Annotated in this window: 11 protein-coding genes; 3 read left to right on the top strand and 8 right to left on the bottom strand. The window is 43.9% G+C overall.

What is annotated here, in order from left to right; all coding sequences use genetic code 11:
• Nucleotide 1: 1 nt before the first annotated feature.
• The 6 genes from V7K62_RS30135 to V7K62_RS30110 form a co-directional block, all read right to left on the bottom strand.
• On the bottom strand, nt 2-1,414 hold the full coding sequence (locus V7K62_RS30135) for a TolC family protein (protein ID WP_334870717.1): 1,413 nt from the start codon (nt 1,412-1,414) through the stop codon (nt 2-4).
• Nucleotides 1,415-1,531: 117 nt separating this feature from the next.
• Nucleotides 1,532-2,203: an ABC transporter ATP-binding protein gene (locus tag V7K62_RS30130; protein WP_334870712.1), complete on the bottom strand. Its 672-nt coding sequence runs from the start codon at nt 2,201-2,203 to the stop codon at nt 1,532-1,534.
• A 30-nt stretch (nt 2,204-2,233) separates the two neighbouring features.
• Nucleotides 2,234-3,505, bottom strand: coding sequence for an ABC transporter permease (locus V7K62_RS30125; RefSeq protein WP_334871139.1), 1,272 nt, complete (start codon nt 3,503-3,505; stop codon nt 2,234-2,236).
• A 175-nt stretch (nt 3,506-3,680) separates the two neighbouring features.
• On the bottom strand, nt 3,681-5,267 hold the full coding sequence (locus V7K62_RS30120; protein WP_334870710.1) for an efflux RND transporter periplasmic adaptor subunit: 1,587 nt from the start codon (nt 5,265-5,267) through the stop codon (nt 3,681-3,683).
• Between the two features lie 101 nt (nt 5,268-5,368).
• A complete protein-coding gene (locus tag V7K62_RS30115; RefSeq protein WP_334870708.1) occupies nt 5,369-5,980 on the bottom strand; it encodes a hypothetical protein in 612 nt (203 codons plus the stop codon).
• A 320-nt stretch (nt 5,981-6,300) separates the two neighbouring features.
• Nucleotides 6,301-6,960, bottom strand: coding sequence for a TetR/AcrR family transcriptional regulator (locus tag V7K62_RS30110; RefSeq protein WP_334870706.1), 660 nt, complete (start codon nt 6,958-6,960; stop codon nt 6,301-6,303).
• Between the two features lie 145 nt (nt 6,961-7,105).
• On the opposite strand from V7K62_RS30110, the gene V7K62_RS30105 reads away from it, so the two are divergent.
• Complete coding sequence (locus tag V7K62_RS30105) at nt 7,106-7,993, top strand: tetratricopeptide repeat protein (protein ID WP_334870704.1); 888 nt, start codon at nt 7,106-7,108, stop codon at nt 7,991-7,993.
• Nucleotides 7,994-8,240: 247 nt separating this feature from the next.
• Here the strand turns inward: V7K62_RS30105 and V7K62_RS30100 are convergent, their stop codons facing one another.
• Nucleotides 8,241-8,645 (bottom strand): response regulator, encoded by a 405-nt coding sequence (locus tag V7K62_RS30100; RefSeq protein ID WP_118165237.1) that lies wholly within the window; start codon nt 8,643-8,645, stop codon nt 8,241-8,243.
• Between the two features lie 284 nt (nt 8,646-8,929).
• On the opposite strand from V7K62_RS30100, the gene gyrA reads away from it, so the two are divergent.
• Complete coding sequence (gene gyrA / locus V7K62_RS30095; protein ID WP_334870700.1) at nt 8,930-11,443, top strand: DNA gyrase subunit A; 2,514 nt, start codon at nt 8,930-8,932, stop codon at nt 11,441-11,443.
• Nucleotides 11,444-11,989: 546 nt separating this feature from the next.
• Nucleotides 11,990-12,175 (top strand): chlorophyll a/b-binding protein, encoded by a 186-nt coding sequence (locus tag V7K62_RS30090; RefSeq protein WP_094332805.1) that lies wholly within the window; start codon nt 11,990-11,992, stop codon nt 12,173-12,175.
• Between the two features lie 134 nt (nt 12,176-12,309).
• Here the strand turns inward: V7K62_RS30090 and rpoD are convergent, their stop codons facing one another.
• Nucleotides 12,310-13,479 (bottom strand): RNA polymerase sigma factor RpoD, encoded by a 1,170-nt coding sequence (gene rpoD, locus V7K62_RS30085; RefSeq protein WP_323200882.1) that lies wholly within the window; start codon nt 13,477-13,479, stop codon nt 12,310-12,312.
• Nucleotides 13,480-13,625 lie beyond the last annotated feature (146 nt).

Below are 13,625 nucleotides of genomic sequence, written 5' to 3'. Positions count from 1 at the left end.
CTTAGCGCGAAGCCCTGGATGTTACCGATCTTTGTAAATTAGCTAGAGCGCGATTGTAATCCAAAATAGCTGCGACTCGATTACCTTCTGCTCTTGTCAGGTCATTTTCAGCATCAATCACCTCTGTTTGAGTGCCCACACCAGCTTGAAACCTCAGCCTTGCTAAATTCAGAGCTTCCCTGGCTTGATTTAAAGCCACACTAGAAGTCTGCACATTATTTAAATTCGATTGCAATTGAGAGTAGTACTGTTCTACATCAAAGCGAATTTGGTCGCGCTGGCTAGCAAATTGAGTCTCTGCGATCGCAATATTAGCTCTCGACTGAGCCGCCTTTGCTCTTGCTGCTCCCCCATCAAACAAAGTTAGATTTCCTTGAATTCCGGCTGAATAGCCATCAGTAATGCTGACGCCATCGTTAAACCGATCTAGCAGGTTGTAGTTGCCGACCAAACTAATTTGCGGCCCTAGCTGTGAAAGTGCCTGTCGTCGCTGTTGCTCGGAAATATTACGTTGTCCCAAAAACTGTTGCAACTCTGGACGATTTTGAAACGCTTGGATAATACTTTGTTCTACCGTCTGCGACCAAAGACCCGCCAATTGTACAGGATCTGAGGCACTGATATCAACTGACTGCGACAAACTTAACAACGTGGCAAGCTGACGACGGGCAATTTGCTGTTGTGAGATAGCATTAGTCAGTTGTTGTTGGGCGTTTGCTAAATTCACCTGAGCTTGCAGCACATCGAACCGCGTACCTACTCCAGCCTGTTCTCTGGCTTGAGTGTCCCGCAAACTAGCCTGGGCATTTGCCACAGCAGACTGATTAATTCTTACTTGTTGATCTGCTTGTTGCAAATCGTAGTATTGAGTCGTGGCATTCAACCCAATTGTCAAAGACTGACTTTCAACATTTAATTCATCTACCCGTAGCTGTTCCTCTGCGGCTCGGATAGTCGCTTGTCGGTTCCCAGAAGTATAGAGATTATAATTCAGTTGTGCTGAACCATTAAAAGAGGTGCTGGATTGAGATGAATTGCGTGTAAAACCATTCCCATTGTTAGTCACACTACTGTTGAGTCCCAGAGTAGGAAACAAGGCAGCTTGAGACTCACGTAGCGACGAGCGACTGCGTTCTAGCTGTAATATGGCTACCTGTAAGTCTCGATTGTTGCGTTTTGCTAGTTCTAAAGCCTGTGCCAAACTGATTGGCACAGTTGCCTGAATTTTTACTTCCTCCGGTTTGGTAGGAAATTGCAGAGGATTGGGATTGGGGTTGAGGCGATCGGGAACTTGTACAGAGCTTGAGGAATTCTGTGCTTTTGGGGGAGTTGCTGCACCTGCTAAAGTTGGAAAAAGAATCGCCAACGCTACAGTAATCCAGGTATAATGCACGAAAAATAAGCTGAAATTCATAATCTAGATGTAGTCATTAATTAGGTTTCTTTGAGGATACAATCAAAAACTTTCATCCTGATTGACCTACAGAGGTTTAAATTTTAAAATCCCCCTCAAATGGTTGATATTAACAAATTAGCCGACAATCAAACCATCCTGAACTCGGATAATCCTTTGGGTTTGAGCAGCGATATCTGGTTCATGAGTGACAATCACAATTGTGATCCCTTGGTCATTAAGTTCAGTCAGCAAACTCATCACCTCATGGGAAGTTTCAGTATCTAAAGCTCCTGTTGGCTCATCTGCCAAAACTAATGCAGGTCGGTTGACCAAAGCACGAGCGATCGCTACCCGTTGTTGTTGTCCGCCAGAGAGTTGACTGGGACGGTTAGCTATGCGTTCCCCTAGTCCTACCTTTTCTAAGGCTTCTAATGCCCTTTCCCGGCGTTTTGGCTTGGGCAAGTTAGCGTAAACCATTGGCAGCATAACGTTTTCCAACGCTGTTGCCCGCGCCAATAGATTAAATTGTTGGAACACAAAACCAATCCTTTGGTTGCGGATATAAGCTAATTCATCATCATCAAAAGTCGTCAGGTTTCTGCCTTCAAAAATATAGTCTCCAGTTGTGGGACGATCCAGACATCCCAAAATATTCATCAGCGTGGATTTACCCGAACCTGATGCACCCATAATCGAGACATATTCCCCTTCCTCAATAGAGAGTTCAATTCCCTTGAGTATGGGAACACTAACTTCTCCCAAGTGATAGGTTTTAGTAATGGATTCCATCCAAATCATTGTTGGCATAAGAATTAGGAGTTAGGAATTAGGAATTATTTAGTCGCTTCTTAAAGCGTTGATTGGATCTAATTTAGATGCATTCCGTGCTGGAATAACCCCAGCTATTAAGCCAACGCTTAACGAGAGTACAAAACCAGCAATGATCGATAAGAAAGAAATTACAAACGGGAATTTGAAAATGCTTGCAGCTACAAAAGCTAATAAAATCCCAGTCGCCATCCCAATACATCCGCCGACAATGGAAATCACGATCGCTTCAGCTAAAAATTGATTGAGAATGGCCGAATTGGTTGCTCCTACGGCTTTGCGAATCCCAATTTCTCGCGTCCGCTCAACCACAGAAACTAGCATAATATTAGCAATACCAATGCCACCAACCACCAGGGAAATTCCAGCGATCGCTACCACCATGACTGTAAATAAACCCACAATACTAGTAAAGGTACTAACAATATCAGCTTGATTAGTCAGCCGAAAGTCATCAGCTTGTGGCGGATAAATGTTATGACGCAGCCGTAATAGATTGGTAACTTGAAACTGAGCGGCTTCTAACTGCTCCTGATTCGCGCCTTTGACTAAAATTCCATTTACAGAAACGCCTACCAGAGCATTGTTCCCAACTAGTCTCTTCGACATAGTAGTTAGAGGGATAAAAATCTGGTCATCTCGATCCATCGGCCCCTGAGAACCTTTAGCTTCCATCACCCCAATGACTTCATAAGCCTCGCCCTGAATCCGAATTTTCTCGCCGATCGGATTTACACCCTGTTCAAAGAGTGTTTTTTGGACTGTGGGGCCAAGAATGGCAAACTGTGCGGCAGTATCTAATTCTTCTTGAGTAAAATATCTCCCTTGTTGGGGGTGGGTATTTCTGACTTCTGGGTAGTTCAAATCTGTGCCATAAATGGTTGTTGAGGTATTCTGTCCTGCATATACAACTTGGGCAGACCGTTGGAGATAAGCAGAAACCATCTGTGCTGATGGCGCTTGTGTAGCGATCGCCTTAGCATCTTCCCAAGTCAAGGTACTGCTAGAACCTACTCCTTGACGGACATTCCCACTTCTTGCCGCACCCGCCAAGATTTGGATCACATCTGTACCCAATGCTTGTATCTGTTGCTCAACCCCCTTTTGTACTCCTTGACCGACAGAAGTAATCGCAATAACTGAAGAAATCCCAATAATCACGCCCAACATAGTTAGACCTGTGCGTAATTTGTTACTCCACAGAGTCTCTGCCGCCATTGTCAAAATTTCCAGCAACGGTACTGTGCGGGTATTCTTAACTTTATAAAAGCCCTTAAACATCTTAAACATAAGGTTTTATTTAAAACTCAATACTATTGAGTTAAGCATTTCTTCGTTCTCTTCCTTTGCGGCAAGCCGCAACTCTTGGAGAGGCTTCGCCAATGCGTCTACGTTAAAAAAATTGATTTTGACAAGAGTTAAGCCTTAACTCAAGCGTATTAATTTAAAACTAACTTTAAGGTGAACCACCAGCAGAACCACCGCCTGAACGACCTCCTCTTCCTCCTCCTCCACCGCCACCTGCTCCTCCACCTCCACCTAGACCAGGGAAAACTCCTCCTCTTGGTGTTGATTGCGGACGCGATCCTGGTGGGAAACTAAGCAATACCCTTTCGTCTCCTGTCAATCCAGACTTAACTTCGGTAAAGTTATTCGCGGTGACACCAGTCTCAATGGGAGTAAACACAGGTCTGTTATTCTTTCCTGCCACAAACACGCCTGTGGCATTTTCTTGGCGTACCACTGAGGCTGTTGGCACTACGAGAACATTTTCAACTTGACCGACTTGAAAATCTACTTCCGCGTTCATCCCAGACCGCAGTAGTCTTTGAGGGTCTAAAAGTGATACTCTCACTTCAAAACTGGTGACGTTTTGCTCTACTATTGCTTGGGCAGCAATTTGGCTCACTTTACCTTCAAAGGTTTTTCCTGGGTAGGCATCTGCTTTAATCGAGACTTTTTGACCAAGGCTGATTTTGGAAATATTTGTTTCCGCTAAATTTGCAACAACTTCATTTGTTGAAGCTAAAGACAAGATTGAAGAAGAAGAAGAAGAAGCTACTTCACTACTAGCAGTTGTGGGTGTCACGAAGGCACCTGGATCGGCAAACTTCTTTGTCACCACGCCATCAAAAGGTGCGCGAATGATCGTGTCATTGATTTCGGCTTGGATGTTTTGCAGCGAACCACGAGCCGATGTTACCTGAGCGCGGGTAGCGTTAATATCTTCTTGGCGCGTTCCGGCTTTCACAAGTGCCAAAGCTTGCTGTCTCTGCTTGACTACAGCTTGTGCTTGCTGAATGTCTTCTGGACGCGACCCGGCTTTTTGCAACCCCAATGCTTGCTGTGCTTCATTTACATTAGCTTGGGCGCTGTCGCGATTGGAACGGTTTTGGTTAAGAGTCTGAAGGGAAATACCGCCTGCATTGTAAAGTTGCTGATTACGAACAAAATCATCTTCTGCTTGGCGGAGGGCGGCTTGAGCGCTTTGCAAGCGTGCCTGTGCTTGGCCAATATCTTGAGAGCGATTCCCTGTTTGTACCTTTTGCAGATTCGCGTTGGCTTCGTCTAATGCTCCCTGTGATTGGGCAATATCTTGAGGACGATTACCTGCCTTCGCCTTTTGCAGATTCGCCTCGGCTTGTGCCAATTGTCCTTGAGCAGAGGTGAGTTGCCCCCGGAGGTTGGAATCATCCATGTAAGCAACAATCTGTCCTTGTTTGACGATATCTCCTTCTTTCGCCAGCAGACTTTTCAGGATGCCGGAATTTTTTGGGCTGAGGTTGATTGACCTCTCAGGTTTCACCGTTCCGTTCGCTGAAACTGTGATTGTTAAACTCTGCCTTTCTACAGGCTTTGTCAGCACCCTACGTCTGGCTTCTTGACGGGGAACAACTGTTACTTGGTAATAAACGGCATAGCCAATTCCACCTAAAAGGCAAAGAGCAATTAGCCAAGCGAACCAATTACGTTTGTCTTTTTTTTTCTTTACCTCTGGAACTACAACTGAGGAATCTACGGTAGTTTGTGTATCAATTTTCATATCCATTTTGTCTATAAAGAACGGCTACCAAGCTAGTTATTCACGGCTAAAACTATAACCTGGTAGCCCTATACTGACAATGATTTTGAGTTTTTAGTGTTTTAAAGGTTTATTTGCAGTACCAATCCATCAGGAAGTCTGAAGTAATCATCACGCACTCTCACTAATCTCCCAGCAGGAACAATTTCCTGATTGGGAAGAAGAATATCCCCGTTGGGAAGTCTGAAGTAACCTTGATTACGCAGTCTGACTATGGATCTACCAGGAATAATTTGCCCGTTGGGATATCTGATGTCACCATTACCAAGTCTGACTACTCTGCTATTAAATTGGTTGTCACGGTTCCAATTATCCCTGCCGCTAGAGTTTCTGACTTCTACAGGATTGGGTCTGCCGTCGCGGTTCCAATTATCCCTGTCTCTAGAGTTTCTGACTTCTACAGGATTGGGTCTGCCGTCGCGGTTCCAATTATCCCTGTCTCTAGAGTTTCTGACTTCTCTAGGATTGGGTCTGCCGTCGCGGTTCCAATTATCCCTGCCGCTAGAGTTTCTGACTTCTACAGGATTGGGTCTGCCGTCGCGGTTCCAATTTTGATCGCGTTCACCAACAACGTAGACTTTCGTCTGGGCATTTGCAGGTGCAGTCAAGAGAGTGGGAACAATGATCAGGGCAGCAGCAGCTAAAACTATCGATAGACGGTTTGGTTTCAACATGAAATTAACTCCTTATTTGGATTAAAGTTATATTTTGCTTAGGTTCCGATTCAGTAATTTAAACAGTTGCTTTTGTTTTGGCATCAAGATATCTAATATTTACCTCGTCGTATAAATTCATACATACCAATTATTGCTCAAAAAGTCAGAACCGATGTATGACCAAAGTCACTAGTAATTCCAGACTGATGTATGACGAAAGTCATCAATTTTTTTTATGGGGAGTAGGGAAGAGGTAGGGAAGCAGAAGGAGAAATTAATTCAAAATTCCAAATTAAAGAACTTCTGCCTCCTCTTTCTCAATGCCCAATGTCCACTCCCTAATCCCTAATCCCTTTCATTTGATCCTGGCTTGGTGCAATTCCTGGCCAGACAATATCCACAAGACTCTGAACAAATGCTGATATTTCTGTAGCACGATCTCCAGAATTTAAGTAAGTTCCTATTGGTAATTCGGCTGTTGGTATACTGACTTGAGACGATATCTGCTCTAAAAAAACGCAGTTCATCAGCGATCCTAGTAAGATATGAGCCACTATCTGAGGATCGCAAGGGCGAAGCCGATCTTGGTTAATCTCACACTCTAGGAAAGCAGTCAGTACTTTGACATCTCGCATCGGTCTTGGTTCTTTACTTCCAAGTTCTGCGATCGCATTGCCTCGCGATCGCAGCATCATGATCAGAGGCAGTACCTCACGATAGAATTCCATAATCTGGAGACAAATATTGATTAGGTTTTCTTTGAGATTGCCTTTGCCACAAAGAGATTCCAACTCGTTCACCCACAAGGGTTTTTCTGGAATTCCCATCGCCGCAAAAAATAATTCTTCTTTGGTTGAGAATCGCTTGAAAATTGAAGCTTCAGAAATACCAGCTTGTTGAGCAATTTCTAAAGTGGAAGCACCAAATCCTTGTTGCAAGAAAACTTGACGAGCCGCTTCTAAGATTTGCTGATTGGTGATTCTGGGTGTACGAGCCATAAATAAGTAAGTGCTTACTTATTAATATATGGCTTTTGTTATGGGGATGTCAAGAGCTAATCACGTAAGATTTTGCTACCGTCAATAGCGGAGATCGTTTAAGCTAGCTGAAAGATTCTTTGATTAGTGGCTTAAAGGCGGTAGTGTGCCTAAATATGTTCGTTTGATTTCTCTTCTAATGGTCTGTAGTTTGTGGAGTATGCCAAAAGCCGCTAACGCGCAGGCATTAATACCCCATACACTCCAACTAGATCCAGCAAAGTTAGAAAAGCAGGGGTTGAGTCTGGCACAAGAGGCGGCTCAACTAGCTCAGTTTCAACAGGTTGAATTAGCTTTGCCACGAGCGCGGCTGGCTAGTCAGCTGGCTCCTGGGAATGATAAAGTGTGGTTGCTATTAGGTGGATTGCAACTGCAAACTAAAGAGTTTGACGGGGCGATCGCTAGTCTGAAAAAAGCGCAATCTCTCAACCCGAAAAATGGTGATATTCTGTTTGCCTTGGGTTCAGCTAATTTTCAGCAGAAAAATTACCAGGCTGCTGTTGTCAATTACCAAGATGGTTTGAAGTTAAAACCCAATGATCCAGAGGGGTTATTTGATTTGGGTAATGCTTACTATTTGCTGGGTCGATTGCCTGATGCGATCGCACAGTACGATAAAGCCGTCTCTCAAGATAAAAAATTCTGGCCGGCGCTCAACAATATTGGCTTAATCAACTACGAACAGGGTAATACCCCCGAAGCGATTAAGCGATGGCAATCTGCTGTAACCCTTGATAAACAAGCAGCAGAACCTTTATTGGCCTTGGCAGTGGCACTGTATACTAAAGGCGATCGCCAAAAAGGACTAACCTTGGGAGAAGCTGCACTCCGTATCGATTCGCGCTATGCTAATTTGAATTTCCTCAAAGAGAATCTCTGGGGCGATCGCCTACTGTCTGATACGAAAAAATTCCTAGAATTACCCCGTATTCAAGCAGCTTTACAGCAACGAGAGAACTCATCATCAACCCCTAAACAAGAGCCTACTCAATAAGAGTGCTGAGTGCTGAGTTAAAAATTTGGAGTTAGAAGTTTGGAGTTAACAGTTAAATATTTGAACTGGTAAACTCATAGACTGATAACTCCTCACTCAGTACGGGCTAAACCCTAGCTATCCCAGCACTCCTCCTTACCACTTGCCTAACAGTACCTTTTCGTAGTACATATATACTAACAAGTCCAGGAAGTAGTCGCCCAAAAATATTGGCGGGTGACTACTTCCGGAAATAAGTCGTTAATTGTCAGCGATCGTCTGTGGGTAGAAGTGCGATGATTTGGTCAACAAACTGCTGATGGTCAACAACTGGCTTAGAAATGTAGCCATCAGCACCGCTTTGCTTGAGAAAGTTCTCGCGATCGCCTTCCATAGCATGAGCCGTCACCAGAATAACAGGTAAGTTTGCTGTTTTTGGATCAGATTTTAACATTTGTGTAATCTTGATTCCATCAACAGACTTGCCTTGGTAAACACTTCTGGACAGAGAAACATCCATTAAAATCAGGTCGGCTTCTCCTGATTGGGCAATTTTTATGACTTCTTCGACATTTTCAGTGTGTTTCACACCCAAGCCGCCACGCTTGGACAAAATTTTGGAAAAAACACGAGCATTAATCAGATCGTCTTCGACAATTAAAACAGTTTTCATGAGAATTTTAGTTATAGAGGTGAGGAAATTCAAGAATTCCAGAATTCAAAATTAAGAAATGCAATCATGGTAAGTATCATCTCTACTAAGTTTATGTAGATTATACTCGTGTGCATCCTTTTTAATAGTCAATGTGCATCCTCGTCATCAAGGATGATACTACTGCTTTTTCTTCTGTGACTATCAAAATTTTGTGATGAATATCATTTCATCCGTTATGCTGTGGTTGCCGCAGTGTTGAGTTCCATCGGCTTTTGTGTAGTTAAATTTCAGGGAAAAAACTCATGGCAAAACAGTTAAACCTTCTCTCAACGGGACAGGTAATTACAACAGCCCTGCACACCGAGATGCAACGGTCTTATCTAGAATATGCCATGAGCGTGATTGTCGGGCGAGCGCTACCAGACGTGCGTGATGGCTTAAAACCAGTGCATCGGCGCATTTTGTATGCAATGCACGAACTCGGTTTAGTACCAGATAGACCCTATCGAAAATGTGCCCGTGTTGTGGGTGATGTGTTGGGTAAATACCATCCCCACGGCGACCAATCAGTTTACGATGCTTTAGTCAGGCTGGTGCAGGATTTTTCTAGCCGCTATCCTTTACTAGCAGGACACGGTAACTTTGGCAGCGTCGATAATGACCCGCCAGCAGCGATGCGCTACACAGAAACGCGCCTGTCACCGATCAGCCATGAGGGAATGCTGACAGAAATTGGCGAAGAAACTGTGGAATTTGTCGGGAACTTCGATAATTCCCAGCAAGAACCAACGGTGCTACCTGCTCAGTTGCCGTTTCTGTTGCTCAATGGTTGTTCTGGTATTGCCGTGGGAATGGCGACGAATGTACCACCGCACAACTTGGGGGAAGTTGTCGATGGTTTAATTGCCTTAATCGACAATCCAGATTTGTCAGATGAAAAATTATTCGAGTTAATTCCAGGGCCAGATTTTCCCACTGGTGGAGAAATAATTGGTGAGACAGGAATTCGGGAAGCGTACACTACAGGTAAAGGTGGGATTCTGCTGCGGGGAGTCGCAACTCTGGAAGAAATTCCAGCCAGTAGGGGAAGCAAGCGACGGACGGCAATTATCATTACAGAATTGCCTTATCAAGTGAATAAGGCTGCCTGGATTGAGAAGGTAGCGGACTTAGTAAATCAAGGACGCTTGCAAGGAATTTCTGATCTTCGGGATGAGAGCGATCGCGAAGGGATGCGGGTGGTAATTGAACTCAAACGCGATACCAATCCCCAAGAAGTTCTCCAGCATTTATATCACCAAACGGCTTTACAAATGACTTTTGGGGCAATTCTTCTGGCAATAGTCGATGGACAACCCCGCCAATTAAGTTTGCGTCAACTGTTGCAGGAGTTTTTGAGATTCCGAGAAGAGACGCTAAACCGTCGCTACAATTACGAGTTGGGTAAAGCCCAAAGTCGTGTGCATTTGCTAGAAGGTTTGCTGAAAGCGCTGTCTAACTTGGATGAGGTAATTAGAATTTTACGCCAAGCTCCCGATGGTAGTACGGCAAAAATTAATCTTTGTAGCCAACTGGATTTGAGTGAGGTACAAGGAGATGCAATTCTGGCGATGCCATTGCGCCGCCTCACCAGTTTAGAACAGCAAAATTTGCAGCAGGAATTTGAGCAGATAAGTCAACAAATTAACTTGTTGGAGCAATTACTCAACGATCGCCGCGAATTATTGAAGGCGCTGAAAAAAGATTTGCGATCGCTCAAGCGCAAGTACAACGATCCCCGGCGGACAAAAATCGGAGAGGAGCAAAAATCTAAAGCAGAAGATCACAAGAACAGAGGATCAGAGGATGATGAAGACAATCCAAAATCCAAAATCCAAAATCCAAAATTAGAACAGCCAGCAGAGTCAGCGGTTTTAGAATTTACCCAACGGGGTTATGTGCGCCGCACCCAGCCATCTGGGAGAAAGTCAAAAGGTGAAAATGGTCTGCACGATAATGACTTCATTATCCAAACTGTGTTAACTGACACCGAGAAAGACTTGCTAATACTAACCGGTGGCGGCAAAGTCTATCCGGTGAATGTGGGAGAAATTCCCCCAACTACTGGACGTTCTCCACGGGGAAAACCCTTGATTACTATGCTCAGTAGTACTGCTCAAGGCGCTCAAGAAGCTGTAGTCAGCCGCTTTGTGCTGCCGGAAAATCTCGAAACTAGGCAGATGATTCTCCTAACAAAACAGGGAAGAATTAAGCGTCTGTCTTTGGGAGAATTTGCTAACCTGACTCGGCGCGGAATTACGATTTTGAAGCTGAAAGACGATGATGAGTTGTCATTTACCGAGTTTACCGCTCCAGGGGAGCATCTGATTTTAGCTAGTTCCGGTGGGCGAGTGTTGCGCTTTGCAGTCAATGATGAACAATTACCGATTATGGGTCGCGCAGCGATGGGTTTACAAGCATTTCGATTATTGAAAAATCAGCAAATGGTTGGCTGTGTCACTGTCGGTAAAGATGACCAACTGCTGCTAGTTACTCAAGAAGGATATGCCAAGCGGATGGCTGCGAGTCAGTTGAGAGCGGCTAATCGCGGTGATTTAGGCACGCAAGCGCTGAAATTTGCTAGCAAAACTGACAACTTAGCTGGTATGGTGATCGCGATCGCATCTGGCGAGGTAGCTTTAGTGACGAATAAAGACCGGGTAGTGCGAATACCTGTGGAAACAGTGCCGATTTTAGGTAAAGATGTCAAAGGTGAAAGCATCCTCCAACTCAACCGCGATGAAAAAATTATCACTGTGGCTGAAGTGCGATCGTAAATCAAGGTGAGTTTCTCTTTTTCTAGGGCTTCCCTCGTTCCCAGTCTCCGACTGGGAATGCCTTTTTATCGGGCTACCGCCTCCCTTAAGCTGGATTTAGATCCCGGACTTCTTGAAGAACTCCGGGATCTATCTGAGCAGCAACTTTTGCTTAAGTAAGTATCACTCCATCCTAGTAAACAGAAGTGTTGCATTTTGTTTAATCCACATTCGTAAGTGTTTTTGACTTCAAATATCTCCACTAATTATCAATAATTTTTAATCGTAAAATAATAAACTCTATATAAAATCAACTAATTTCGTAAAATACTTGATAATAATTTCAATAAAGATACTATTGTCTATAGCGATACAAATCTACATAACATTTCTTCTACCTCAGTAAATCTCACTGAAGGCTGATGTTTTAATCTGTATAAATAGCTATTTCTATTTATGTCAAGGTCTAGAAACAAAAGTATAAAAAATGTTGCTTTTGCGAAAGAATTTGTTATATTAGTTTACATAAGGCAATAAACCTTAAAAATTAAGCTTGGAGTCTGAACCATGACAAATGTAAGCACAACAAAAGTAACTACTCCCGTAATTGAAGATCGCAACGCTTGGCGTTGGGGCTTTACCCCACAAGCAGAAGTTTGGAACGGTCGCTTGGCAATGATTGGCTTTTCAGCAGCCATTTTAGTTGAGGTTTTTTCTGGTCAAGGCTTCCTACATTTTTGGGGCATCCTGTAAGTTTTAATATCCAAGATGACCTATAAATAAAAAACCTGGAGTGCTAATTCACTACCAGGTTTTTATTTTTTGGCTGTCATTTGTCAGTTGTGCTTTGTTTATTCACTAATGACCAATGACTATTGACTAATTGACTACCGAATATATTCCTTGAGAACACTGTTGCGATTAGGATGGCGCAACTTGCGGAGTGCTTTCGCCTCAATTTGACGAATCCGTTCGCGGGTGACGTTGAAAATTTGTCCGATTTCCTCAAGGGTTTTCATCCGACCATCATCCAAGCCGTAACGTAGTCTAAGAACATCGCGTTCACGAGGGCTGAGACTGTCAAGGACTTTTTCGAGGTCTTCGCGCAGAAGATTTTTGGAAACTTGGTCTTCTGGTGTCTCACCATCGGATTCAATAAAATCGCCCAATCGAGAATCTTCTTCTTTACCAATAGGCGTTTCTAGTGAAATGGGCAACTGGGCGGATTTAGCAATGAACCGCAACTTCTCAATGGTCATTTCCATCCGAGTGGCGATTTCTTCTTCAGTGGGTTTGCGACCCATCTCTTGAGATAGCAGCTTGGTAGTTTTCTTAATCCGAGAGATGGTTTCGTAAAGGTGAACTGGAAGACGAATGGTGCGGGATTGATCTGCGATCGCGCGGGTAATTGCTTGACGAATCCACCATGTAGCATAAGTAGAGAACTTGTAACCTTTTTCGTGGTCAAACTTTTCAGCGGCACGAATCAAACCGAGACTGCCTTCCTGAATTAAGTCTTGGAACGACAAACCACGATTCATGTACTTCTTAGCAATTGAAACTACAAGACGGAGGTTAGATTGCACCATCTTGTCTTTCGCCCTGCGACCAACATGGAGGCGATAACGAAAGGCTGGTAGTGGCAGTTGTACTGCTTCTGCCCATTCACTATCTCGAGGATCGCGATCTAATTGTTCACAGAGTCTTTCGCGTACCCTCTCTAATTCCAGCAAATCCGCTATTTTCCGCGCCAATTCAATTTCTTCGTCTGCCCGCAACAGCCGAATTCTACCAATTTCTTGCAAGTAAAGCCGAATTGAATCTTCGGTATAGTGCTTTTTCTTGCTTTGTGTCCGACGACGCGATTTAGCGGCTTTTCCAGACTTTGCGTCGTCCTCATCAGTCTGAGGCTCTAAAAATTCCTCGTCACCTTCATCGATGATCAGCAAGTCCTCTTCATCGTCTATTAAGAGTTCTTCTAACTCGAGCTCAGGCTGATTCATTATTTCTAGGTCAGGCTGATATATGCTTTCGAGTACGTTGTTAGCCTGGTTCATGCCGCGTTCCTCATGCTCCTTGCAGAATCAATTACTCAAGATGTGTTTACTGCTCTTTTAAACGAGCCAATTACCAACCGAAAATAAGCTTTTTGGCAGATTTGCCAGAGATATTTTCGGACGTTTTACACCTCCGGTAGGAGGGT

It is taken from the genome of Nostoc sp., from assembly GCF_036917935.1.
Classification (GTDB): domain Bacteria; phylum Cyanobacteriota; class Cyanobacteriia; order Cyanobacteriales; family Nostocaceae; genus Nostoc.
This window is presented reverse-complemented; position numbering and strand designations above follow the sequence as displayed.

Bases quoted from the DNA above. Each gene is read 5' to 3' on its own strand.
- V7K62_RS30135 (WP_334870717.1), bottom strand. From the start codon at position 1,414: ATGAATTTCAGCTTATTTTTCGTGCATTATACCTGGATTACTGTAGCG.
- V7K62_RS30130 (WP_334870712.1), bottom strand. From the start codon at position 2,203: ATGCCAACAATGATTTGGATGGAATCCATTACTAAAACCTATCACTTG.
- V7K62_RS30125 (WP_334871139.1), bottom strand. From the start codon at position 3,505: ATGTTTAAGGGCTTTTATAAAGTTAAGAATACCCGCACAGTACCGTTG.
- V7K62_RS30120 (WP_334870710.1), bottom strand. From the start codon at position 5,267: ATGAAAATTGATACACAAACTACCGTAGATTCCTCAGTTGTAGTTCCA.
- V7K62_RS30115 (WP_334870708.1), bottom strand. From the start codon at position 5,980: ATGTTGAAACCAAACCGTCTATCGATAGTTTTAGCTGCTGCTGCCCTG.
- V7K62_RS30110 (WP_334870706.1), bottom strand. From the start codon at position 6,960: ATGGCTCGTACACCCAGAATCACCAATCAGCAAATCTTAGAAGCGGCT.
- V7K62_RS30100 (WP_118165237.1), bottom strand. From the start codon at position 8,645: ATGAAAACTGTTTTAATTGTCGAAGACGATCTGATTAATGCTCGTGTT.
- gyrA (WP_334870700.1), top strand. From the start codon at position 8,930: ATGGCAAAACAGTTAAACCTTCTCTCAACGGGACAGGTAATTACAACA.
- V7K62_RS30090 (WP_094332805.1), top strand. From the start codon at position 11,990: ATGACAAATGTAAGCACAACAAAAGTAACTACTCCCGTAATTGAAGAT.
- rpoD (WP_323200882.1), bottom strand. From the start codon at position 13,479: ATGAACCAGGCTAACAACGTACTCGAAAGCATATATCAGCCTGACCTA.